General features: G+C 63.2%; 17 protein-coding genes. 4 read left to right on the forward strand and 13 right to left on the reverse strand.

The annotated features are described in order from the left end of the window. Positions 1-34 precede the first annotated feature (34 nt). The 4 genes from ACWPMX_RS09885 to ACWPMX_RS09900 all read right to left on the reverse strand — a co-directional run bounded on the left by ACWPMX_RS09885 (position 35) and on the right by ACWPMX_RS09900 (position 8127). Positions 35-2389: a glycoside hydrolase family 3 N-terminal domain-containing protein gene (locus tag ACWPMX_RS09885; RefSeq protein ID WP_455699852.1), complete on the reverse strand. Its 2355-nt coding sequence runs from the start codon at positions 2387-2389 to the stop codon at positions 35-37. A 99-nt stretch (positions 2390-2488) separates the two neighbouring features. Further along, positions 2489-3667, reverse strand: a complete 1179-nt coding sequence (locus tag ACWPMX_RS09890; protein WP_455699853.1) for an MFS transporter — start codon at positions 3665-3667, stop codon at positions 2489-2491. After that, positions 3657-4715, reverse strand: a complete 1059-nt coding sequence (locus ACWPMX_RS09895) for a LacI family DNA-binding transcriptional regulator (RefSeq protein ID WP_455699854.1) — start codon at positions 4713-4715, stop codon at positions 3657-3659. Before ACWPMX_RS09895 ends, ACWPMX_RS09890 begins: the two co-directional genes overlap by 11 nt. Positions 4716-4833: 118 nt before the next feature. Further along, positions 4834-8127, reverse strand: a complete 3294-nt coding sequence (locus tag ACWPMX_RS09900; RefSeq protein WP_455699855.1) for a TonB-dependent receptor — start codon at positions 8125-8127, stop codon at positions 4834-4836. 128 nt (positions 8128-8255) lie between these two features. Here ACWPMX_RS09900 and ACWPMX_RS09905 point away from each other — a divergent pair, with 128 nt between their 5' ends. Beyond that, positions 8256-9791, forward strand: coding sequence for a tryptophan halogenase family protein (locus ACWPMX_RS09905; RefSeq protein ID WP_455699856.1), 1536 nt, complete (start codon positions 8256-8258; stop codon positions 9789-9791). Positions 9792-9972: 181 nt separating this feature from the next. On the opposite strand, the gene ACWPMX_RS09910 is transcribed toward ACWPMX_RS09905, so the two are convergent. Genes ACWPMX_RS09910 through ACWPMX_RS09930 form a run of 5 tightly spaced genes read right to left on the reverse strand, consistent with a single transcriptional unit; the run spans position 9973 to position 16235 of the window. Beyond that, entirely contained in the window at positions 9973-10809 is an 837-nt protein-coding gene (locus ACWPMX_RS09910; protein ID WP_455699857.1) for a M55 family metallopeptidase, read from the reverse strand. 45 nt (positions 10810-10854) lie between these two features. Further along, complete coding sequence (locus tag ACWPMX_RS09915) at positions 10855-12201, reverse strand: MFS transporter (protein WP_455699858.1); 1347 nt, start codon at positions 12199-12201, stop codon at positions 10855-10857. A gap of 25 nt (positions 12202-12226) precedes the next feature. Beyond that, positions 12227-13165 carry an alpha/beta hydrolase gene (locus tag ACWPMX_RS09920; RefSeq protein WP_455699859.1) on the reverse strand — a complete coding sequence of 313 codons (939 nt, stop codon included), beginning with the start codon at positions 13163-13165 and terminating at the stop codon, positions 12227-12229. Then, a complete protein-coding gene (locus ACWPMX_RS09925) occupies positions 13165-14037 on the reverse strand; it encodes an alpha/beta fold hydrolase (protein ID WP_455699860.1) in 873 nt (290 codons plus the stop codon). Before ACWPMX_RS09925 ends, ACWPMX_RS09920 begins: the two co-directional genes overlap by 1 nt. Before the next feature lie 44 nt (positions 14038-14081). Continuing rightward, the gene (locus tag ACWPMX_RS09930; protein WP_455699861.1) at positions 14082-16235 is read right to left on the reverse strand and encodes a TonB-dependent receptor; all 2154 of its coding nucleotides are present in this window, start codon (positions 16233-16235) and stop codon (positions 14082-14084) included. Positions 16236-16381: 146 nt separating this feature from the next. On the opposite strand from ACWPMX_RS09930, the gene ACWPMX_RS09935 reads away from it, so the two are divergent. Together ACWPMX_RS09935 and ACWPMX_RS09940 are read left to right on the forward strand one after the other, a co-directional pair. Further along, positions 16382-16951: a TetR/AcrR family transcriptional regulator gene (locus tag ACWPMX_RS09935; RefSeq protein WP_455699862.1), complete on the forward strand. Its 570-nt coding sequence runs from the start codon at positions 16382-16384 to the stop codon at positions 16949-16951. Further along, positions 16948-18366, forward strand: a complete 1419-nt coding sequence (locus ACWPMX_RS09940; protein WP_455699863.1) for an FAD-binding oxidoreductase — start codon at positions 16948-16950, stop codon at positions 18364-18366. The genes ACWPMX_RS09935 and ACWPMX_RS09940 overlap by 4 nt, the downstream gene beginning before the upstream one ends. Before the next feature lie 84 nt (positions 18367-18450). On the opposite strand, the gene ACWPMX_RS09945 is transcribed toward ACWPMX_RS09940, so the two are convergent. Continuing rightward, entirely contained in the window at positions 18451-18729 is a 279-nt protein-coding gene (locus tag ACWPMX_RS09945; protein ID WP_455699864.1) for a UvrB/UvrC motif-containing protein, read from the reverse strand. A gap of 128 nt (positions 18730-18857) precedes the next feature. On the opposite strand from ACWPMX_RS09945, the gene ACWPMX_RS09950 reads away from it, so the two are divergent. Further along, the gene (locus ACWPMX_RS09950; protein WP_455699865.1) at positions 18858-19451 is read left to right on the forward strand and encodes an N-acetyltransferase family protein; all 594 of its coding nucleotides are present in this window, start codon (positions 18858-18860) and stop codon (positions 19449-19451) included. Between the two features lie 177 nt (positions 19452-19628). Here ACWPMX_RS09950 and ACWPMX_RS09955 read toward each other — a convergent pair whose 3' ends face one another. From ACWPMX_RS09955 to ACWPMX_RS09965, 3 genes are all read right to left on the reverse strand, one after another. Further along, complete coding sequence (locus ACWPMX_RS09955; RefSeq protein ID WP_455699866.1) at positions 19629-21335, reverse strand: cation acetate symporter; 1707 nt, start codon at positions 21333-21335, stop codon at positions 19629-19631. Next, the gene (locus ACWPMX_RS09960) at positions 21332-21670 is read right to left on the reverse strand and encodes a DUF485 domain-containing protein (RefSeq protein ID WP_455699867.1); all 339 of its coding nucleotides are present in this window, start codon (positions 21668-21670) and stop codon (positions 21332-21334) included. Before ACWPMX_RS09960 ends, ACWPMX_RS09955 begins: the two co-directional genes overlap by 4 nt. Positions 21671-21864: 194 nt before the next feature. Beyond that, positions 21865-23700 (reverse strand): sialate O-acetylesterase, encoded by a 1836-nt coding sequence (locus ACWPMX_RS09965; RefSeq protein WP_455699868.1) that lies wholly within the window; start codon positions 23698-23700, stop codon positions 21865-21867. Positions 23701-23703: the final 3 nt, after the last annotated feature.

Genomic DNA, 23703 nt, shown 5'->3' on the forward strand with positions numbered 1-23703 from the left:
GTCCGCCGCAGTTGCGGTCGGGCAAATCCTGCGCTCAGAACGAGCATTCCACGTTTGCGGGAATATCCTGCCGCGCAATCCTCGCAATCCGCAAAACGAGCGGCGCTGCGCTGGTCAGCGACAACGTGGTGCCACTGGTCGGCGCACAGGCTCCCGTGACCACCATCTCACGCCAGCCCTTGCCGCCCGAAGTTGTCAGTCCCGCGGTTATGTCGATCGCCTTGCCGCCGACGGTCAGCGTGACCGGCGCGCTGGGAGGATTGGCAAGCTCGTAGAGCACGCGGTAACCGCCTGTACCCGATCCGCCGCTTGAGAGGGTCAGGGTCGATCCGGCAGCGAAAGCGATCTCTCGCGCATCTTCCTGCCGGTTACGGTCGAAGCCCTTGGCGGTGATCCCGCCTCCCGTGCCCCGCAGGCCCGGCAGATCGACCGAACCGCCCCGCGCCGCGATGCCCGCACCAAGTCGGCCCATGTCGAACCACTCGGCGCTCTTGGCATCAAGGATGCCGCAGTCCTCGCTCAGGCGGGCGAGCGTGGACTTCTGGCCGAACGAGAGACCGTATCCGCGCTCGAACAGTGCGCCGGCCGAACCGTTGACCGGCTGTCCGGTGCAGCCCGAGGGCCAGGTGAACGACAGTCGTCCGGTTGCGGGTTGCTTGCCGAACAGGACGTCGGCCACGCCCGCGCCCTCCCCGCCCGGCAGCCAGCTCGCGACGAAAGCATCGGCGGCGTTCAGCTCGCGGTTCATCCACATCGGGCGGCCCGAGAGGAATACCGCAACGGTGCGGATACCCGCCGCACGATACTTGCGGAGCAGGTCCAGCCCTTCTGTATCGGTGAAGACCGCGTCCTTTCGGTCGCCCGCGAATTCGGCGTACGGTTCCTCGCCGAACACGACGACTGCGACATCGGGCCTCGTCGAATAACTGCCGGTCGGAGACAGGATCGCCGATCCGCCCACCTCTGCCGCAGCGGCCTTCAGCCCCGCCCAGATCGAGGTCGCGCCGGGAAAGCGGGCATTGGTGAGGTCCTCACCGCCCTGCCACGTCAACGTCCAGCCGCCGCTGGCCTGCGCAATGTCGTCGGCCGCGCGGCCCGCGACGAGGATCTTTGCCCCCGCCTTCAGCGGCAGCACGCCATCGTTCTTGAGCAGCACTTGGCTCTTCGCCACCGCCTCGCGCGCGATCGCACGATGCGCCGCCGATCCGAGCAGCGCCATGTCGCCGCCATGCAGCCGCGCCGACGGCCGCTTGGCATCTGCGTCGAGCAGGCCCGCCCGCAGCTTCATCCGCAGCACGCGGCCGACGGCCTCGTCCAGTCGCGCCACCGGTATCGTGCCGTCCTTCACTTGGGCGAGCAGGCTTGCATGGAGCGCCTTCGCGTCATCCGGCACCATGTAGATGTCGAGTCCGGCGAGCAGCGCCTGCGGGCAGTTAGAGTTCGTGCATCCGGGGATCTGCGCATGGCCATTCCAGTCGCCCACGACCACGCCTGTGAAGCCCATCCGCCCACGAAGCAGGCCGGTCAGCAGCGGCTTGTTGCCGTGCATCTTGGTGCCGTTGATCGAGTTGAAGCTCGCCATCACGGCTTCGACGCCCGCCGCGATCGCCGCCGGATAAGGACGGGCATGGAGCGCTTCGAGCGCGGCGATATCACCCTCGACGTCGCCTTGGTCGACGCCCTGCACTGTACCGCCGTCTCCGAAGAAGTGCTTGGCCGTGGCGAGAACGTGCCCCGCGCCGATCCGGCCCTGCGGCGCAGTCTTGCCCTGCAGGCCCTGAACCAATGCTGCGCCGAGTTCGGCGGCAATCGCGGGATCCTCCGAATAGCTCTCGTAGGTCCGGCCCCAGCGGTCGTCCTGCGCGACCGCTACGGTAGGCGAGAAATTCCAGTCGATGCCGGTCGCAGCGATCTCCGCCGCAGTGGCTTCGCCGATCCGGCGCATCAGCCCGGCATCGCGCGCCGCGCCAAGGCCGATGTTGTGCGGGAAGATCGTCGCGCCGACCACGTTCGTGTGGCCGTGCACCGCGTCGGTGCCCCAGATGGTGGGAATTGCGGGCTCGCCGTTCGGAAGCGGCGCGGTGGAGGCGTCCCACATCTCGTCGGCCAGTTTCAGCCAGTCGCGCGCCGGGGCGTATTCGTCACCGTAGGGGCCGCCGTTACCGCCGTTGAGGTAGCTGCCGTAGCGATACTGCCGCATCTCCTCGGGCGTCACCGAGTTGATCTGCGGCTGGATGATCTGAGCGACCTTGTGCTCGAGCGACATGCGCGCAAGCAGCGACGCGATCCGTGCGTCCTCGCTGGAGACCGGCGCCGCCGTATCGGCGGGCGTCGCGACCTGCGGCGCATGCATGCACGCCCCGAGCGCCAGCGCGCTCGCCAAAGCCATTGAAATGCCTCGCACCCGTCCCGTCACGTCAGTCGTCCATTTTCTTATGAGAACGTTCTCAATCGGCGTTTCGCACGCACCGCAGCCGATTGCAAGCCGCTAAAGCGAGCGCGGCATTCGGACGAGCAGCAGGGTCGACCCGATCGCACAGGCGGCAAGCGCCACGAACAGCCCCGTAAACCCGAATGCGGGAACCAGCGCGAGCGCGAGCCACGGCATTGCCAGTGACGGCACCGTGTTGGTCAGGTTGAAAATCCCGAGGTCACGACCCCGGTGCGCAGCGCGCGGGAGAACGCGCAAGGTCTGCGCGCTGTGCAGCGAAAGGAACACCGACGCGGCGAGCCCGAACACCACATAACCCGCCATCGCCATTCCCAGCCCCGGCGCGGCGGCCATCGCCAACAGTCCTGCTGCGGCGATCGCGGCTGCCAGCGCAAGGGGCACGAACGGCCGCCCCGTCCGATCCGCCCAGCGCCCCGTAACCAGCGCCAGCGGCACCGCGCCCAGCAGGATCGCGCTGAACACCTGGGCGACCCGCGCATCGGTCATCGCAGGATCTATCGAGCGGAACCAGAAGTAGAGGAATGCAAACAGTGCCGCTTCCGATATCTGGACCAGCAGGCGCGCGAGCCACATCCGCGCGACCTGGGCACGCGAACTGGCCGGGCGCACCTCTCCCGGGTCGTCGCGGGTCAGCGCCGGGAACGCTCGCGGATGCCCAGCCACGAGCACCGGCAACACACAGGCGAAGACGAGTGCGGCAACCAGCAGCAGCCGGGCTTCCGGCGACGCGAGCCCGGGCAGGGTAACCAGCACGCCCGATGCCGCCCCGGCAGCCGGGGCAAAGGCGAGGAGGCCGCCGAGCGTTCCTTTCTGGTGGTCGGGGATGCAGTCACCCGCCCACGCCGCTAGCGGCGCGAGCATCATGTTGAGCGCGCATTGCCACAGCACGAGCAGCGCGATCGTTTTTGGCAGGTCGTGTACCATTCCGAAGCCCGCGAGGAGGCCGCACGACGCGATAAGACCCCCAGCGATCCACGGAACGCGGGTACGGGTGCGGTCGCTCGCCCAGCCGAACGCAATGTTAGACAGGCTGGCGGCGATGGCACCGGCGAAAGTCGCGTAGGCGAGCCAAGCGACATCGCCGGTCCCCGTCATCGCGGTCAACCGCATGGGCAGCAGGATCGTCAGGAACGGGACGTAGGCAACAGCGCCGCCCGCTGCCGCAAGTGCATAGAGCCACAGGAAGCGGCGGCCCTGCTCCGCTTCAGGTGGCAATCGGGGCCGGCCCGGTCGAACCGCGCTCAACGAGCCGCGCCGGAACCACCTCGGGCCCGTCAGGCAGAGTCTCGCCCCGGCTTGCGGCGATCAGCAGCTCGACTGCACGCGACACGGTTTCGGCGACCGGCTGGTCGATCGCGGTCAGGGGCGGGTCCGCGAAGATGGTAACCGGCGTGTTGTCGAAGCTGATCAGCGACAGTTCCCGAGGGATCGCGATGCCGAGTTCGGCCGCAACGTCGCGCACGGCCAGGCTCATCTGGTCGTTGCTGGCGATGATGGCGGTCGGTCGCGCGTCCCCAGCGAGCAGTTCGCGTGCTGCGGCGACACCGGATTCGTAACTGAAATCCCCACGCACGCAGAGGCCGTCCCTGGGAAGCCCCGCATCCGACATTGCCGAACGCCACCCTGCCTTGCGCCATTCGCTGAGCGAATATTCCTCCGACCCGGCTATGAAGCCGATCCGCGTATGTCCCAGTTCCAGCAGACGCCGGGTGGCATCGCGCGCGGCATCCTCGTCGCCCATGACCAGGGGAATTCCCCCACCCTCGCCCAGCGAGCCGATCCGCGCGTAGGGTACTCGCTGGCTCTCGAGGAAGCCGGTAATCAGCGGGTTGTCCGAGTGCGGTGGAGTCAGGATCACGCCATCGGGCTGGAGCGCAGCCAGCGCCGCCGCCAATTCGCGCTCCACATGGTCGTCGTGCGTATCGACGAGTTCGAACAGCATGCGGTAACCGTGCTCTGCGCACTTGAGCATCCCGCCCAGCAACATCTGGTCGACCCAATCCGAACCCTGCCTTGCACGCCATGCCTCGATAGTGCGGTCACGGTCGTTGAGCGCGAGGATCAGGTAGGACCGCGATCCGCTCATCCGCTGCGCGGCGATCGACGGGATATAGCCGAGCTTGTCGATCGAAGCTTGCACCCGCTCGCGCATTTCGTCGCGCACGTTGGGCTCGGCATTGATGACGCGGCTCACCGTCTGCAGCGACACCCCGGCATCCGCGGCGACGTGCTTGATCGTGACGGCTTGGCGCCTTCTCGGCATCGATTCAGCGGTCCCCTGTAAACGAAGGCTGGCTAGCGCCCTGCGCGGCGCAATGCCAGCCCTCCGCCGAGACGATCAACTGCGTTTACCCGCCCCGTGCGGTTCCCCGTCGCCCCGATCAGAAATCGAAGCGGGCGAGGAAGGTGTAGCGCCGGTCGTTGCGGAAGGCCGCCGAAAGTACGCGCGTGCCGTCGTAATCGACCTGGTTGGAAAGTTTGGTGATCTCGTCGAGCAGGTTCACGCCCTGCACGCCGACTTTCAGGTAATCGGTCACCTGGAAGAAGATCGAGGCATCCATCTGGCCGCCCGCTTCCTGGAACACGGGAGCGAACGGGAACAGGTCGTCGCGCGGAGTCACCAGGAATGCGCTGCGCCAGTTGTAGGCGACGCGCGCCGACACCGGGCCCTTCTCGTAGAACACCGTCGCATTCAACGTGTGCTTCGAGGTGCCGGAGTTCGGCACCAGCGACGTGAAGGGACCGCCGTTAATCGGCCCGCCCGCCGAATTCACCGAGGGCGATCCGATGCCCGAGATGTTCGGGGTGCGGAAATCGGCAGCATCGACATAGGTGTAGGTCAGCTGGCTTCCGAGCCCGCCCAGCAGTCCGGGAAGGAAGTCGTAGGTCTGCTGATAAGCCAGTTCGACGCCCTTGAGGGTACCCGACAGGTCGTTCGCCGGTCCGGTGATGATCACGTCCTGCGAACCGGCCAGCGGCGCGGTGTAATTCACCAGGCCCGTGCCGTTCTGGATGATGCCCTTGATGTCCTTCAGGAAGAAGGCTGCGGTAAGCGAGCCGACGCGGTCGAAGTACCATTCCGCGCTGAGGTCGTAGTTCCACGAAGTCAGCGGCCGCAGGTTCCGGTTGCCGGTAGAAATCGCCAGCAGCGGCCCGTCGGTCGTTCGGCCGCTGAAGCCGAGGCGCCCGCCTGCGTTGAATAGGTTGAGATCCGGACGCGAGATGCCCTTCGACACAGCGCCGCGCAGGACTACGCCCGTACCGCTGTCCAGACGGACGTTGAGCGACGGCAACCAGTGGTTGAAGGTAATGGTGCGATTGTCGGTAATCACCTCTCCGGTGTACAGCGATGCAAACGCCGCGAGGCGCGCTGGAGTCAGGTCGCAATACTGGCGCTGCTGGCCCGCCGGAAGCGGGGTCGCGCAGACGGCCTGGATTTCGGAGACCTGCACCCGGCCGTCGTTATTGCCGGTCGCAAGGGCATCGAAGTCGCGCGGGTCGGGAAACGCGAGCGTGGAATTGCTCCGCACCCTGGTCTGGACGAAACGGACCCCGACATTGCCGCCGAGGCTCCAGCCGCTGCCGAAATCGGAGCCGAAATCAACGCGGGCGTAAGCCGCCTTCGTGATTTCGGTCGCGTCGGAAATGTCGGACGGGCAGTAGACGTCGCAATTGACTGTCGTGCCGTCGAGCAGGGTCTGCCTGCGACGGCTGACCCCGAATGTGGCGTTGGGTGTCTGGCTGAAAGTCGCGATGTCTTCCCATTGGGGCACGACCTCCCCGGCGAGGTAATCCTCGAGGAATGTGTCGCTGCCGTAGAAGTAGGTCGATCCGCCCGCGATCGGGGTGGGCGCCTTGCCCCGCTGGAAGTTGTCGCCAAAGACCGAATTCAGCTGCGTGTAGTTCGGGAAATCGCTGACGAACGCACCGCCCCCGATCGCGAATTCCTGACCAGGCAGGCCGGTGTAGAACCGGCCCGGCACGAACGGGCAGTTCGGACCAGCATTCCAGGGCGCGCAGCCCGCGCGGCCCGCCCACGGCGCCGAGAGGTTGCCCCAGGTGCTGAAGTTGGTGTTGCGGTTCACGCGGTCGCGCGAAGCCCAGCGCGCGCCGAAGGTCGCCTTCTTGAGGAAGCCGTCGTCGCTCAGGTCGTATTCGAGGTCGCCCGCAAGCGTGAACATGTCGCCGTCGTTCTTTTCGCGGCTGTCGAGGCCGAACCAGTAGTAGGTGTAGAAGCCGCTCGTGAAATAGTCCGATGGCGAACCCGCGGGCGCGAGAAACTCGATCTGCGGGATGCTCTTCGAGAGGTCGATCGAGATGTCCGACCACGTACTCATGGCCCCGAACACCGAATCGCGCGACAACTTCGAATTGACGTACTGCATCTCCACGTTGCCGCGCAGGCGGTCGGTGAAGTTCATCTTGGCGTCGAACGAGATGTCCTGGGTCAGCGAACGGGTGTCGCGCAGGAAACGCAGCATGTCGGTCGAGATACCGCCTCGACCGTACGGGTTGGCATAGGCATTGCCGACGCCCTGCGTCAGGATGCCGCTGACGAATTGCCCGTTCTCATCGTAGATGAAGGTCGTTCCGGGGCGAGCGTCGGGCGAGGAAACGCCATCGTCGATCCGGCCGAGGATCGCTGCTTCATTCGTGAAAAACTGCGTTTTCGACCGCAGGTACTCCAGCGTCATCACGAGACCGCCATCGAGCGTTTCGAACTGGCCCACCGCCGAAATCGCCTCGCGGTCGCGATCGAGCGTGGTGGAGCGCACGTTGGCGAACTGGGGGACGAGTACCGAACCCGCGGGCGGGAAGTTGTCCGGGGTGAAGTTCGGCGTCGCGCCGAAGCCGCCCGAGTTGACGCCGAAGATGCGGAAGCACGGCGCGCTGAGGTTCGCCGGACGATAGCACGAATCGACGATCTGCGACGCATCGGTACGGCTCTTGAGCTTGGACTTCGAATAGCTGAGCTGGAGGCCGAATGTGCCCGCCCCCGTCTCCCAGGTGTTCGAACCGAGGATGTTGAACGTCGGCGACCATTCCTTGCGCAGGTCGCCGTAATTCGCCTCGATCGAGCCGGCGAGATGCAGTCCGCGGTTGTCGAGCGGCTTGCGGGTGACGAGATTGACCGTACCGGCGATCTGCCCTTCGATCATGTCCGCGGTGGTGTTCTTGAACACCTCGACGCGGCCGACGAGTTCGGGCGACACGTCCTCGAAGCTCAGCGTGCGGCCACCGTTGGCCGAAAAGATGTCGCGTCCGTTGAGTTCCGACCGCGTGTACGGAAGGCCGCGGATGATGACGCCGGTCCCTTCGACCGAAAAGCGCGTCGGGTCGCTGGTCTTCTCGAAGCGGCCGATATTGATGCCGGGCACGCGCTGCAGCGCTTCGGCGACCGAGCGATCGGGCAGCGCGCCGATATCCTCGGACGTGATGACATCGACAACGGTGTCTGCGGCCTGCTTGCGCGACTGGGCATTCTCGAGCGATGCGCGAAAGCCGGACACGACGATTTGGCCTTCTTCGGTCTCGTCCTGATCGTCCGCCGTCGTCGTTCCATCTGGCGCCGCGTCCTGCGCGAGGACCGGCTGCGCCGCGAGCGCGAGACCCGAGACGCTCGAAAGAATGAGCAGGCGGCGCGCGCCCTTGCTGATGCGGTGACGACGAATCAAGCGATCCTCCCCAGATACACTATGCGTTATGGCAGGAATCGTGTCCCGCTCTTGATGCCGGACTAGCGCATTGCGTGAACGTTCACAAGAGAATATTGAACGTTCACAATTGGCATCTGGCGTTGGCGATGCCACAGGGGTTTGAGGGAGAGAAACGCGTGAAACCGATCCGGCAAATCGTCATCGTGGGCGGCGGGACCGCGGGGTGGATGGCGGCTGCCGCGCTGTCGCGCCTGCGCGAAGGCAACGACCTTACGATCACCCTGATCGAATCCGAGGAAATCGGAACCGTCGGGGTCGGCGAGGCAACCATCCCGCCGTTCGTCGAATTCAACCAGCTCCTGGGGATCGACGAGCGCGAAATGATGGCGGCGACCCAGGCAAGCTTCAAGCTGGGCATTCAGTTCGTCAACTGGGGCAAGCTTGGCGACAGCTATATCCACCCGTTCGGCGCCTACGGCTACCCGATCGACGGGGTCGGCTTCCACCAGCATTGGCACCGCGCGCGCAAATCCGGCGACCGCCGTCCGATCCAGGCGTTCAACCTCGAGACGATGGCAGCCTATTTCGGCCGCTTCTCGCGTACCGAGGACTATCGCCGCGACGATCTGCCGCCGGTGAATTATGCCTACCACATCGATGCCTCGCGCTATGCCAAGTACCTGCGCGGTTTTGCCGAGGCGCGTGGCATCGTGCGGCGCGAAGGACGGGTGGCCGACGTCGCGCTGGACGGCGAGAGCGGCTTCGTCACTTCAGTGACCATGCAGGACGGCGCGGTCATCGAAGGCGACCTGTTCGTCGATTGCTCGGGATTCCGGGGATTGCTGATCGAGCAGGCGCTGAAAACCGGCTACGAGGACTGGCGACATCTTCTCCCCTGCGACCGCGCAGTCGCTCTGCCCTGCTTGCGCGAGGACGGCTCCCCGCCGGCACCGTTCACTCGCGCAACCGCGCACACGGCCGGGTGGCAATGGTGTGTCCCGCTGCAGCAGCGCAACGGCAACGGTCACGTCTATTGCAGCGAGTTCATGTCGGACGACGACGCGCTCGCGATCCTCGTCGCAAACCTGGCCGGCAAGCCGCAGGCCGATCCCAACTTCCTTCGCTTCGTGACAGGACGGCGCAAGAAGTTCTGGAACCGCAACGTCGTGGCGCTCGGCCTTGCGGCGGGTTTCATGGAGCCGCTCGAATCGACTTCCATCCACCTCATCAACACCGGGGTGAACAAGCTCATCTCACTGCTCTCGCTCGAAGGGATCACGCAGGTGCAGGAGGACGCGTTCAACCGCCTGACCGCCAAGGAATACCTGCGTATCCGCGACTTTCTGGTCCTCCATTACAACGCCACCGCGCGCGACGACACGCCGTTCTGGAACCACGTGCGGACCATGGACGTCCCCGACACCCTGACCGAGAAGGTCGAGCTGTTCCGCATGAACGGCCAGATCTTCCGCGAGGAGGACGAGCTCTTCACCGAGACCAGCTGGGCCGCGGTGATGATGGGCCAGGGCATTGCGATGCAAGGCCACAACCCGATGGCCGACCGCATTCCCGCCGACAAGCTGTCAGCGGAATTCGACGAGATCGAGAAATCCGTCCGTTATGTCGTCGAGCGTATGCCCGGCCACAGTGAATACTTGTCCAGGTATTGTCCGGCAGCCTGACAAATGTTCGCTACCAACGAACTGATCGAGTCAGTCCGTGGCGGTGCTGCCAGTCCACTTGCGACTCGTCTCTGGCCGAAGGACCGCTTTGCGCCCCAATCTCGGTCGTAGCCGGCCGTACAATTAGTGCCTGAAAGCAGACGCTCGGTGCCAGTGGAAGGGCGCTTCCGGTCAAGGTCGCTCAGTTGAATGGCGTCTGCCCGCTAGGCGAGTAGAGAATCGCGAACGTGATGAAGTGCATCGCTTCGCGCATGGATTCGAATTCCGCGCGGATTGTCCAAGTGTCGATGCGTTCAGTCCAGGGCAAATATCCCAGCATTTCAGCAGCGCCGTGGCTCGCCATTTCCAGCAGGAGTTCGTACGGGCTGTCAAGCTTGAAGGGCGTAGACGTCGGTGCCGCAAATGCTTCCCGCGCGGCGACCTTGAGCCCTTGGCAAATTTGACGAGGTGGCAAAGACGCTTGGGACAATTGGCCAAAGGAATGCTTCGTCGCGAACAATGCCGCCTCCGGTGCATAGCGCTTTGCGTCCTCGATCGTATGCTGATCGCCCGAGACAAGAAGGACCGGCTTGCCGAATTCGCCTGCCAACGCAGCGTTGAAATATCCTTCGGAGGCGATTTCACCGTTCAGGCGAATGGATCGGAAGGCCGCGCTGGAGAAGCTGTGATTTAAGATCGCGTCGGTAGTCCCCGCCGCCGCATGATAGCCGATAAACGCGCAGGCATCGGTCGCGGGATCGTCGATCATCTGCATTTGAAGCAAGGGGCGCGGCCACGACCGGACTAAGCGGATATTGTCGAGCAGTAGGTCCGGATCGATATTCTGGGCGTTGCTGTGCGAATCCGTCGCGATGACTTCGTCGTAGCCCGCCTCGAACGCCGCTTCGGCAACGGCATTTAGCTCGTTCGTCATCCATTTGCGCGCCGCCATCCATTCCCAGCCCTGCGGAGTGAGCGCGGCGCGCGATGCAACGCCCGCAACGCCCTCCATATCGACTGACAACAAGATTCTTCGCATCATGCTTCTCCTAAAGGGCACACGCGACAGGCTCGCCCGAACAAATCAGTTTGTCGCGCGTGGCCGGACCCCTGCGATCGTGCGCGCGAGCGGCTTCGCCGCCAACCCAAAGCAAATGAGGCTGATCGTGATGCCGAGTACCCCGGCCGACGACAGCGAAATGAGCACGCCCCGCTCCTCGGCGAGTCGGCCTGAGAAGGCGCCGACAAACAGCGGCGATGCGGCGTGTCCTATCGCCAGAACGATGCCGACGAAGGATAATATTCTGGAGCGAAGCGCTTCAGGCGACAGATCCTGGACGATGCCTGGCATAAGTGCTGCGACGCCGATCAGCATCGTGAGCTGGCAAGCCGCGGTGACGAACATCGCCCATGAAGACGTCACGAACGGGAGAAGCAGGCTCGGAACGATCGCGAGCAGCAGAAAGGCCTTGGCTATGCGCAACGGGCGCTGGACGGGATCACCGCCCACAAATTTGAGCGTGACCCCGGGCAAGGTGACGCCCAATACAGAGGCGACCGCCATAGCGGTGCCCATCTGGACGCCCGCTGTCTCGGGCGGTAGTCCGAAAGCCCGGAAGGCCGCAAGCGGCAACCAGCCATAAGCCGCGGAAAGCGGTAAGCAGTAGCCGAAAATCCCCCCGAAGATGCAGGCGAAAGTCGCTCGGTGTGCCCGAATAAACGGCAGCATCGTCACGCCGGCGCCTGCCTCGGCGGTTCCCGTCGCCTCCTTGGCTCCCGCGGTCGACTGACCGATGGGAAGCGTTGCCACGAGCAGAATGAAGATTGGGGCCGGCAGGGCGACGATCAGGATCGCCGCGCGCCAGGCTTCTAGGGAGGCCAGAGGGGCGGGAAGGGCGCTCGCATTTGCCGTCAGCCATCCAATCGCGGCGCCGCCAAGCATGACGCCGACCGCGCCGCCGAGGATCGTCGCCGCAAAATAAATGAAGTTCGCCGTACTGCGATGCCGCGTGCGAAAGATGTCGGGGATCATTGCAAAGATGATCGGCATCAGCCCTGCTTCGCCTACGGCGATGCCGATGGTGGCGATGAAAAGGCCTATGAAGCTTGTCTGATAGGCGCACGCCGCAGTCGACAGCGACCAGATGATGATCCCGGCGACGAGGATGAGGCGCCGGCCATACCGATCGGCGAGCCAGCCCATCGGATAGCTTGCAGCCGACGCGAAGATCGCCATGCCGAGGCCTTGCAGCGCTCCGAGCTGAAGATCGCTGAGTTTCAAAGATTGCTGAAGAGATGGGAATACCAGATTCAAAATCTGCCTGTCGACGAAGGCGAAGATCGTCGTCAGGATCAGAATGGCGAGAGCGTACCACGCGCGGATCGGGGTCGGTGCGGCAGCGTCCTCGTCGGGCAGATCGGCGCCGGACATGGTCGGTCGCATCACTAGGCCTCCATCATGGCTGAAACGCGAAACCGACGCCGCGGCCGATCGCCGGCCAGACCGAGAGCCCGTGATCCTGCTTCTCAAAAAGAGCGTAGTCGCCGACTTGCAAGGTCCGATGGTCGAGCGCGTTGAGCCGCTCGACCATCGCCCGGCCGTTCTCCACCATATTGGCGTAACGGAAGAGCGCGCGGGTCTGCTCGATGTCTGCGCCGGGCGGCATCTGGCTTGGTTCGTTCTCGCTCGCACCCATGGTTATAAGCAGACGGCGTGCTTCATCGAGGGATGGCGAAGACCGCGCAAAATTGCGTTCGTAATCGAGCAGCGCGCGGTCCGCCCACCAGATCGACGGGCTCGCTGCGATGTAGCTCTTGAACAATTTTGGCCGGGTAAAGAGCGAGTAGAGAATTGCGAGGCCGCCAAGCGAATGGCCGAAGAAGGCCGACGACGCCATGTCGACCGGAGCGATGCTCGCCACCATCGGCAGGATGTCGCGCTCGATCGTATCGAGGAAAGCGTCGAGACCGCCGCTTGCGGACGGGTCGGCGGGAATGTTAGGGAAGCTGTGGCGCGGCGGCACCGGCAAGGTCAGGTCATAGCGGCGTTCGCGGCTGATTGCCGCGACCATCGCCGGAAGCCGTGCTTCTGCGTCCGAAAGGGGGCCACGCTCCGCAAGTGAGGCTGCGGCGAATTCGGGCGTCTCGGGATAGCCTAAGCCGACGACCAGCACGTCGGGTGCGTTGAAGTTCCACCGCACCGCCTCGCAGGCGCTGGCGAAATAGCGGTTGCCGTCGATAAGGAAGAGCGGGCGGTAGCCGCCCACCGGCGGTGGAATAAGCGGCAAGCCGAGAAAGAGCGCGTAGGACCTGCCATTGACCGATGATCCGATCGTGATGGTCCGGCTATTCGGGATCGCGAAGTCCGCGGGCTGTTCGTCCGGCGACATATGCATTAGACCAGCTCCGGCTCGCGCACGAAGTCGATAATCGCTCTTGTAAAGTCGGCAGGCGCGTCAGCCGCGAGCAAATGGCTGCTGTCCTCGAATATCCGGAGGGCCGAGTTGCCGATCAACGCGTGAAGCTCTTCCGAAAATTCGGGCGCGCAGATGAAGTCGTGGCGACCGGCCAAGATAAGTGTTGGCGCGGTGATATTGCCAAGCTCGCCGCGCAGATCGAAGCTTTGCATGAAGCCACCCGGGCCGAACGCTCGCCGGGAGATTTCGTGGCTGTAGATTGCACGGCCGCTGCTGCCGATGGGTGAGGCAGGATCGAACGCGCGGCTATAGAGCGGGCCCATGACGCGGAAATAGGCCTCGACCTTGGCATCCGTGTCGAGGGTCGCCGAGGTAAGCCTATCGAACATCTGCACCTGTTCTTCCGATCCCCGCACCGTGACGATCGCCCGGGCGCGGTCGATGAGCCCCTTGTGCGCCGCGGTCGCGAAGAGGACGAGCCGGGACACGGAATCCGGATAACGTGCGGCGTGCGCCATAGCGACCATGCCGCCGTAGCTGCCGCCGATACTGACGATCGGACCGAGACCCAGATGCCGGCGCAGCGCCTCCATGTCCTCGACGGTCTCGTCGAGCGTGCAGCGGTCGAGTGGCTCGCAATCGGACCGACCATGCCCGCGCTGGTCGAAGAAGACGAGCTGCATATGATCCCTGAGCGCCGCGCTGCCGCCCCGCGCGCCGACATGGTCGATGCCAGGCCCGCCGTGAACGAGAAACGCTGCAGGCCTTTCGATCATTCTGTCGCCGCTACGAACTAGACCCGCCCCATCGATGTCAAAGTAGATGCGGGTCCCGCGGATATCAGCAAACATTTTCGTCTCTTTTCCAAATCGATCTCTCGATCGCCGGCTGCCGATTAGCGGAGGTTCATATCGACACTTAGACCGATCGTCCGCGGTTGCAGAACAGTCGCACCATTCGGCGTGAGCCACGAAGTAAAGTCGTATTTGTTGGTCAGGTTACGGACGAACAGATTGATGTCGACCGGTCCGGTGCTGACGCCTGCCGTGAGATTGAGGGTGCTGTAGTTTCCGAGCCGGCGATTACGCGGCGACTGCGGGAAGTATTGATCGCGCGCACCGGTGTAGCGCCAGGCAAAACCGAGCCGGGCCCGCGTGTCATCTCCAAGGTCGAAATCATAGTCCGCGGTGAGGGAGCCGGCCCATTTCGGGGTTAGAGGTAGACGATCGCCCGCGCGCCCGGCAACCTGGGGCGCATCGTCCTTGAGTTCGGTGTCGGTGTAGGCGAAAGAACCCCCCAATCTCAGACCGATCGCGGGCCGTACGTTCAACGTGCCTTGCAGCCCCTTGCTGATCGCCTTCCCGCCGTTGGCGATATAGGAGAGATTGGTGGGCGTCGCGCCCTGCAACTGGATATCGCGCCAATCAATATAATAGGCCGACAGGTTGAGCATCACCTTGCGGTCCAGAAGATCGGATTTGAAACCGATTTCATAATTTGTCAGCGTGTCGGGCTCGTAGCTTTGCGGGATACCAGGGACGATGAAGTTGGGGCCGCCGGGACGATATCCCGACGAAATCCGTCCATAGAGCATCGCATCGTCGGTCACATGATAGCTTGTCGACAAGGTGTAGGTCACCGAGCTGTCGGACGACGTGCGGGCAGGAAGATCGAGCGGCGCGCCCACGAGAAGCCCGTTAGCCGTCTGGCTCACGCGCTGACTGTTGCGGCTATACCGGATGCCGCCGCCGATATCCCAGGCGTCGGTGATATTGTAGGTCGTGTTCGCAAACAGCGCCCACTCGCGATACCGGCTCGGAATGGTGCCATCGAGCAGCGGGCTGAGACCCGCCGGCTGCGTGTCGCTGTTCGGCAGAAAGGCCAGGCCGAGCTGCTTGAACTGCGTCCGCTCCCGCGTGAAGAAGCTGCCCACGAGCCATTGGAGCCGATCGGTCTGCGGCGACGCGAGACGCACTTCTTCAGTGAACTTCTTCACCTTGATGTCGTTGGCAAAGGTCGCATCGACGCCGAAAATGGGGCGAAAGGTCAGCGATGAGTCGGTGCGGAAGCGCGACCGCAGATCGCTCAGCGACGTGATCGACGTCAGAGTCGCAAAACCGAAATCATAGTCGGCGGTGATGGACCCGAGGTTGGTTTCGCTTTCGAAGCCTTCGGGCCGGTTCTTCGATGCGGTATATTTGCCAAACAGCGGAGTGCCAGCCGCGTTCACATTGATGAGGGCGAGTCCGTCGAACTTCGAGCGATTGTAGAGCCCTGAAGCTTTCAGCGTGAAATTATCCGTGGGCTTCCAGTAAATGACGCCCCGGACGGCGTCCTGCGTGCCCTGATTGACATCGCGCTTCCCGATCGCAACGTTATCTACATATCCAGGAACGTCCTGATGCGTGCCGCTGATCGAGATCGCAAGCTGGTCGGGGACGACGACAAGATTGGCGCCGCCGCGAACGGTCCAGCCGAGGTTATGTCCATGATCGACCGTGACTAGCTCTGTACCTGCCTGGTAGCGGTTCTCGGTAAGGCTCGGTGTGCGCGTAACATATTTGACCAGCCCGCCCATGCTGCTCGCGCCGTAGAGCGTGCCTTGCGGGCCCTCGAGCACCTCGACGCGCTCAAGATCATAGGGAAACAGGTCCAGGCCCGCGGAGTTGCCCGCTGCAAAGGCGCCGCTCGACCCGATCGGCACATCGTCGATGTAGGTCGCGACGGTCGAACTCGCCTGGGTCCCCGTCGTTATGCCGCGCAGGGTGAGGCCATAGGCGCCGGGAACGCCGTAAAGCGAGTCGACTTGAAGCGTCGGCACCGCGACGGCGATATCCTGGATACGGGTCGCGCCCGCTTCAGCGAGCGCTTCCCCGGATACTGCGGTCACGGCGAGAGGCACATCCTGCGCCCGCTGCTCGGCCTTTTGCGCCGTGACGACGATGTCTCCCGCCCTCTCTGCTTCGCTCCCTTGGGTCTGCGACCATGCGGGCGTCGCAGCGGTGGCGGTCGTGAGCATAAAAAATGCAGCGCTTTTCACTGTCGGCATGACATTACCCCTCTATGCGCCCGATAGGCGACTCACCTCTAAATAAAGCGTGCGCTCGTTTTATTTGATTGGCAAGCGGAATCGAGTATGGCTCGATTTTACCAAGGAAAGCGGGAAGTTTTATGCCAAAGCGAAGCGAAGCCTATATGTCGGGGCAGCGGGATCTCGTGGCCCGCGCGGCTTACGAGGTCATGCTCGAAAAAGGCCTCTACGACGCTTCGCTGCGGGACATTTGCACACGTGCCGGGGTTTCGATCGGGGCGTTTTACAATCTGTTTCCGACGAAGGCCGACGCGATCGTGGCGTCGCGATTGCTGAACCTAGCGGTTCAGCTAAAGCTTCCGGCGGTCAAATCCTGGGACGACTATGTGGCGTACCTCGTCGGGCAGTATTGCACCCGCGATCCCAAGAGTCTGCAACGCCAACGCCTCGCCTTGCAGTTCGCGGCGGAAATTCTTCAGCTCAAGAGTAACCCGGCGGGTCTCAGCGAAATCTATGATGCCCAGCGCAAGCAGTTGACGGGGTACCTTGCCGGACTGCACGCGAATGGGGAGATAAGCTTACCTTTCGGTCTGGAGCAAACCGTTGAAATCCATGCGCTGCTCGCGCTGGGCGCGAGTTATCGCCTTGCCAACGACCTTGATCTCAGGGTCGAGGACGCAGCGAAACTTTTGGCCGCCGGTCTGGCCGGCACGGCGGGGCTGACCGCCGGATGAGCGCAACCGTGACCATTTCAAATCGGCAGTCCGGACGCGTCCCGCTTTCTGCTGAATTTCTTGCGCGAGTATCTGCCCGTTTCAGCAATGGCTTTACGCAAAGCCGCCCCATCCTCGAGCAGCATGGGTCAAACGAATCGCACTTTGGGCAATCGGTTCCCGACGCAGTGGTATTCGCCCAATCGACAGAAGATGTGGTCGCGCTTGTCGATCTCTGTGCCGAATTTGGTATCCCGATTACGCCCTTTGGCGCTGGGACCTCGATGGAGGGCAACGCGATGCCAATCCACGGCGGCATCTCGCTCGACATGAGCCAGATGGACAGAGTGATCGCGGTGAACGCCGAGGATTTCGACTGCGTCGTCCAGCCGGGGGTGCGACGCGAAGAACTCAACGTCCATCTTCGCGATCAGGGGCTGTTCTTTCCGATCGATCCCGGCGCTAATGCGACGATAGGCGGCATGGCCTCAACGCGCGCGTCGGGCACCAATGCGGTGCGCTATGGCACAATGAAGGATGCGGTACTCAGCCTCGAAATCGTGACCCCGCAGGGCAAGGTGATCCGCACCGCGCGCCGCGCGCGCAAATCGGCGGCGGGCTATGATCTGACCCGCCTCTATGTCGGCTCCGAAGGCACGCTCGGCATCATCACCGAAGTGACGTTGCGCCTACATCCGGTCCCCGATACGATCTCGGCGGCGGTGTGCAGTTTCGACACGCTGGGCGGCGCGGTCGACACCGTCGTTCAGTCGATCCAGTGCGCGGTCCCGCTCGCGCGCGTCGAGATACTCGACAAGAAGCAGATGGTGGCGGTAAATCGCTGGTCGAAGCTCGACTATCCCGAGGCGCCGACGCTCTTCTTCGAATTCCACGGCAGCGCCGCCAATGTCGCTGAACAGGTCGAAACGGTGAAAGCGCTTGCCGAGGCCAATGGCGGCAGCGCGTTCAACTGGTCGAACCTGCCCGAGGAACGCACAAGACTGTGGCGCGCGCGGCACGAGGCCTATTATGCCGCGGTCAATTTGCGCGCGGGCGCGATCGGCTGGGCGACCGACGTCTGCGTGCCGATCAGCCGCCTCGCCGAATGTATCGCCGAAACCTATGTCGATCTCGACGCGGCGACCGTGCCCGCGACGATCCTCGGCCATGTCGGCGACGGCAATTTCCATGTGATCTTCTCGATCGATCCCGACGCGTCCGACGAAATGGCGGAGGTCGAGGCGATCAACGCGCGGATCGTCGAACGCGCGCTCGCGATGGATGGGACTTGTACTGGAGAACATGGCATCGGAATCGGCAAACAGGAATGGCTCGTCGCGGAACTCGGCGATGCGGTCGAGCAGATGCGGCTGATTAAGCGCGCGCTCGATCCGCAGAATCTGCTCAACCCCGGCAAAATTTTTGAGACCCCCTAATCACGACAGGCGAGTGCTGGCGAATGTCTGCTTTATTGGTTTTGAAAGCCAAAAGCTGCCTGACTGCAAACGGCCCAGTGTTGGTCAACGCCGCCGGGTGCGGTGTCCGTGTGTGAGAGGTTTTGGTTTGGGTGGAGGTGTCCAACCTACAGGTGGTTCTATGGCTTGTTGGCTCGTGCCGAGGCCCATCGAGCCTGGGCGCTGACGCACCAGGCCCGATCCATCTGCTTGCGCTGCCTGGGTTGAGGTGGCGCCGCCGCGTATCAGGCTGATCATGTCTCGCAGCCTTTTCGCCTCTTCGAAGTCCAAGGCATCGGCCGCAGCCTGCATCCGCTCGTGTAGCGTCTCGAGTGTCTCGGTCATCGTGTTCCTAACGCTTCGCCTGTCGATGTGGCCTCCATCCGGCCATCCTCTCTTGTATCGTCATTGAGCGCTCGGGCCGGTGTGCTACGAATGTACCCGAGGGTCGCGCCTCCGTTAGCCGAAGGCCTATGTCCCCGCCCGCCGAACGCATCATCCACACCCGCCTCACCGACGACACGGCGGTCTGCATCCGCAGGATCACACCCGACGACGGTGCGCGGATGCGCGATGGCATCATCCGGTTAAGCGATCGGTCGCGCTACCTGCGGTTCTTTTCAGTGCAGCCCATGCCGCCGCCGAAGGTGATTGAACGGCTGCTCGCCACTGACGGGCATGGCCACATCGCTTGGGGGGCCATCGCCAGCGACCTTCCCGGAGAGCCCGCGATCGGGGCAGTGCATGCGATCGCAAATCCCGAGGTGCCCGAGCGCGCGGAGTTCTCGGTCGCCGTTGTCGACGACTTCCACGACAGAGGAGTTGGCCGATTGCTCACTGCGACCATACTTCTTGACGCAGCGCGTCAGGGTTACGCGGAGTTCCAAGCGTTGACGCTCGCTGAAAACGCAAGCGCGACCGGCCTCATAACCGCCCTCGGGGCTGAGTTGATCGGGCGCGAGGACAATGTGCTCGAGTACCATCTTGCGATCGATAGCGCTGTCGAAGCGCTGCGAGCAGAATGCGACCCGCCAGGCCTCGCGGACGTGTTCGCGGCATTCCGCTAGGTCTAATTGGCGCGTGTAGGAGGTCTAGCGCGTTGTCGGCCGGACGCCGGAAGCACCAAATCTGGCTTTCTCGCAGGGGAGCCTCAATGCCTTCGCACGGTTCCTGAGGCAATTTTCACGAAGACAATTTGACGGCGCTTTGGCTTGAAAATCCCCGAATGCGTCGGACTTGCCCAGCTAGTGCGATGAAGCGCCAAAAGCTCCCGCACCGGTTTCGGAGCGCACCCGCTGATCCAGATATCCGCCTCGGTCCAGGGCGGCTCGTCCGCTGGTATCTAGGATCGAAACCAGCCATATCGTGAAAAATGCCAGCGGCATTGAAAAGATCGTCGGAGAGCTGAACGGGAACAGCGGATCGGAATTACCGAGCACGCTTACCCATACCGTTGGCGAAAGGACGGTGAGCACCACCGCCACCACAAGACCCACCGATCCTCCGACGACTACTCCGCGCGTGGTACAGCGCGACCACAGTAGGGAGAGGATCAGCACCGGAAAATTCGCCGACGCCGCGAGCGAGAAGGCGAGGCTAACCATGAAGGCTACATTTTGCTCCTCGAACACGAGGCCGAGCAGGATCGCCAGAAGCGCGAGCACGATTACCGTGCGCCGCGAGACCCGCAGCTCATCCGCTGAGTCAGCCGCACCCTTGCGGAGCACGCTTGCGTAAAGGTCGTGGCTTACCGCCGAAGCCCCGGCGAGGGCGAGACCTGCCACCACAGCTAGGATCGTCGCGAAGGCCACCGCCGAGACGAACCCAAAGAACAGGTTCCCGCCAATCGCATGAGCAAGGTGGATGGCAGCCATGTTGCCCCCGCCCTTGAGTGTGCCATCGGCTGCCAGATAGCTGGCGTCGGGCGCCACCATCACAATCGCGCCAAAGCCGATGATGAAGGTCAAGATGTAGAAGTAGCCGATCCACCCTGTGGCCCAGAGGACCGACTTCCGGGCCTCGCGAGCATTGGGAACGGTGAAGAAGCGCATCAGGATGTGCGGCAAGCCAGCCGTGCCGAACATTAGCGCCATGCCGAATGAGATCGCGGAAATCGGGTCCTTGATGAATCCGCCTGGCCCCATGATCGAGCTCCCCCGAACGGCTGCCTCGTCCGGTGTCATCCCAGACGCGGCAGCGAGATCGGTTTTCACAGTCACTGCTTGAGCGAACAAAGCATCCGGCGAAAAGCCAAAACTTGCCAGCACTGCGAACGCCATAACTGACGCGCAGCCCAACAACAGCACCGCCTTGATGATCTGCACCCAAGTGGTCGCGATCATTCCTCCGAACAAGACGTAGCAGGTCATCAGCAAGCCGACGATGATGACCGCGTAAGTATACGGAAGTCCGAACAGCAACTTGATCAGCTGACCAGCTCCGACCATTTGAGCAATCAGGTAGAATAACACGACCACGAGCGTGCTGCAGGCTGCGAATACCCGTACCGGCGTCTGCGCGAAGCGGAAAGAAATGACGTCTGCAAAAGTGTAGCGCCCCAGGTTCCGCAGCCTTTCAGCGAGCAAGAACAGAAGGATGGGCCAGCCCACGAGGAAACCGGTCGAATAGATCAACCCGTCGTATCCATCGGCGAAGATCTGCGCTGAGATACCGAGGAAACTGGCCGCCGACATATAGTCACCGGCAATCGCCAGACCGTTTTGGAATCCGGTGATGCCGCCGCCCGCGGTGTAGAAATCCGATGCGGTGCGCACCTTGCGCGCGGCCCAGCGGGTGATCCCAAGTGTGGCTAGCACGAAAGCGGCAAACATCAGGATGGCCGGCCAGTTGGTCGTCTGCTGCTCCGCCTGGCCCGTCAGCGCGTCGGCCAGCGCGACCGTCGGAAGGGCCAGGGTAAACAGGACGAGACCCAAGCGCGGCGTCATCGTCATTTGTCCAGGTCCTGGCGGATCGACTCAACTATCGGATCGAAATCGCTATTGGCGCGGCGGACATAGACACCCGTAAGGAAGATGCCGAGCAGGATCAGCCCAAGCCCAATCGGGATTCCGACGGTCGTCGTGCTCTCCCCGATCGGACGGGAAAGAAGCTGCTTGTTGAATGCGATCAGCAAGATGTAGCCGAAATAGGCGGCCAGCATGATGACCGTCAGCATCCAGGTGAAGCGCGAGCGGCGCGCGAGCAATGCCTGGTAGCGCGGATCGGCAGCAATTTGGGCTAGCCGCTGAGATTGCGCCACCTCGGCAATCGTCTTTGCTTCTGACATCAGGTCAGGTTCCTTCGACTAGCGATTGCATAGGCTCACCGGATATGCCGAAGAACACGGAGCCGGCCTCCGCGGCTAATCCTGACAGATGACGGATGGCGCGAGAGCCGTACCCTGCGTCCACCCAGATAGGCACAGGACGATCGCCGCTGATCAGTATTGTCATCGGCGAGTTGCCCAATCTCTCGCCGATCTCATTCGACTGCAATTTCAAAAGGTACTACCGGCAATCCGCTCCGACCATAGAGATTGATTACCGGGAACCCCTGCCAGGCGTAGCGAATAAAGGCCGCATCGGGCGGAGCGGCGACGGTCACGGCCGATCCCTCGCTCGTGGCATCGGTGAAGCGGCAAGCCTTTGCTGCTGTGCACCATTCAAATGCCGTGGGCGAGGCGCCGCCGTAGGTGACGAGCCCCTCGGCCGCTCCCGCGAACTGCACCTTCACGCCGTCCGCCTGACGCCGCGCTGAGGTCGGTGATGGCGCAACGGGGACGGGAGCCCCGTAAGCCACGCGCATCGCTTCAGCGGCAATTCGCTGACCCACGATGTCTTTGTGTGCGGGATGGATGTCGCTGGAAACGCCCAAGTCGATGGTGACCGCAAGGCCCGTACGTGGGTCATCTCTCGCCACCTGCCGTTGCACTTCACGCAGCTGAGCCCACGCAGAGTCAGTCGGAACTGTCGTCGGTGGCCCAAAGCCAGGCAACTGGACAATGATCATTGGCAGCCCTTCTTCCTTGGACTTGCGACGCCAGTCTTTCCGCCAGTTCTCCAACAGCCTGCGGTAGCTACCCGGCCGTGCCGTATTGGATTCTCCCTGATACCAAATCACTCCAGCCAGCGGAAAATCCTGCAGCGGCGCGATCATGCCGTTCCAGGCCATCGACAATCCCCGCGGTGCCACCCAGGGTATGAACGGCGGCGGCCGGCGCCAATCCTGGTCCGACAGACTTGTGCGGTAGCGCCACGCCCCAGCCAGCGATACCGCTCCACCGCTGCCGGGCTCGAAAGTCATCGCGCGGGCCGGTCCTGAAAACCCACCTGCCCCCATCTCGTCAACCACCCGGACGGCGATCGAGTTGGCGCCCGCCCTCAGAAGTGCGGCGGGAACGCTGTAGCGTCTTTCGATGCTCGCGCTCGACGTAGCCCCGACAGGATGGCCATTTACCCACACGCGATCACGTTCATCGATGCGACCCAAGCCAAGCGTGGCCTCACCGGCCGCCTGCTCGGTGCTCAATTCGAAGCTGCGCCTGAACCACATCACACCGTCGTAGGATGTTAGGGCCTTGACCCCTGAACGTTCCCATTGACCTGGAGCCTCGATCGTAGCCCAGTCTGCGTCGGGCCAGCGGTCCTGAAACCAGCCATTTGATGGCAACGATCCAGGATCGTTGATCGCCGCCCACCGATCAGTGAGCTCCACCGCCTCTGCCTCTGCCCGGCGCGGATCGACAGCATAGTCTCGCAATTGAGCGAGCGCCGGTTCGGGGATGCCCGAGGCCCTTAAAGCGTCAGCGGACATCCAGTCTTCGATTGTGGAGCCCCCCCATGCCGAATGGATAAGTCCGATCGGCACGTCGATGCCCTGCGACCCAAGCGAACGACCCATGTGCCAGCATGCGGCAGAAAAATTGGCCACGGTTGCCGCGCTTGCTGGCGACCAAGGAATCTCAGCGCTGAAAGTGTCGGCCGGCGCTGCGCTTGCGGCTCGCCCGACCTTGAGGAGGCGGATTGATTGTCCGGTCGCTTCGTTCGCCGTTCGATCAGGATTGGCAGCCTGCCGGACGGGGAGATCCATATTGGACTGGCCCGAACACAGCCACACCTCACCGACTGCAACGTCGCTGAACTCAATGCGCTCGCCAGTCGAGCTTGTGACTGAAAGTGACCCGATGGTTCCGCCAGATTGGGCGGGGAGATGCCCAACCCAGCGCCCTCTCTGGTCGGCGCGCACCTCGACGGTCGCTCCGTTGAAGGACACTAACACTGTCGTTCCTGGCGGTGCTGAGCCGCGCACGGCGATCACCTT

Source organism: Tsuneonella sp. HG094, from assembly GCF_053819285.1.

What these genes read in the sequence shown, in the direction of transcription:
- ACWPMX_RS09895 (WP_455699854.1), bottom strand. Translation starts at nt 4,715, where the DNA reads ATGCCGAGAAGGCGCCAAGCCGTCACGATCAAGCACGTCGCCGCGGAT.
- ACWPMX_RS09940 (WP_455699863.1), top strand. Translation starts at nt 16,948, where the DNA reads ATGAGCGCAACCGTGACCATTTCAAATCGGCAGTCCGGACGCGTCCCG.
- ACWPMX_RS09915 (WP_455699858.1), bottom strand. Translation starts at nt 12,201, where the DNA reads ATGTCCGGCGCCGATCTGCCCGACGAGGACGCTGCCGCACCGACCCCG.
- ACWPMX_RS09910 (WP_455699857.1), bottom strand. Translation starts at nt 10,809, where the DNA reads ATGCGAAGAATCTTGTTGTCAGTCGATATGGAGGGCGTTGCGGGCGTT.
- ACWPMX_RS09935 (WP_455699862.1), top strand. Translation starts at nt 16,382, where the DNA reads ATGTCGGGGCAGCGGGATCTCGTGGCCCGCGCGGCTTACGAGGTCATG.
- ACWPMX_RS09950 (WP_455699865.1), top strand. Translation starts at nt 18,858, where the DNA reads ATGTCCCCGCCCGCCGAACGCATCATCCACACCCGCCTCACCGACGAC.
- ACWPMX_RS09930 (WP_455699861.1), bottom strand. Translation starts at nt 16,235, where the DNA reads ATGCCGACAGTGAAAAGCGCTGCATTTTTTATGCTCACGACCGCCACC.
- ACWPMX_RS09920 (WP_455699859.1), bottom strand. Translation starts at nt 13,165, where the DNA reads ATGCATATGTCGCCGGACGAACAGCCCGCGGACTTCGCGATCCCGAAT.
- ACWPMX_RS09955 (WP_455699866.1), bottom strand. Translation starts at nt 21,335, where the DNA reads ATGACGATGACGCCGCGCTTGGGTCTCGTCCTGTTTACCCTGGCCCTT.
- ACWPMX_RS09905 (WP_455699856.1), top strand. Translation starts at nt 8,256, where the DNA reads ATGCCACAGGGGTTTGAGGGAGAGAAACGCGTGAAACCGATCCGGCAA.
- ACWPMX_RS09960 (WP_455699867.1), bottom strand. Translation starts at nt 21,670, where the DNA reads ATGTCAGAAGCAAAGACGATTGCCGAGGTGGCGCAATCTCAGCGGCTA.
- ACWPMX_RS09885 (WP_455699852.1), bottom strand. Translation starts at nt 2,389, where the DNA reads ATGGCTTTGGCGAGCGCGCTGGCGCTCGGGGCGTGCATGCATGCGCCG.
- ACWPMX_RS09945 (WP_455699864.1), bottom strand. Translation starts at nt 18,729, where the DNA reads ATGACCGAGACACTCGAGACGCTACACGAGCGGATGCAGGCTGCGGCC.
- ACWPMX_RS09925 (WP_455699860.1), bottom strand. Translation starts at nt 14,037, where the DNA reads ATGTTTGCTGATATCCGCGGGACCCGCATCTACTTTGACATCGATGGG.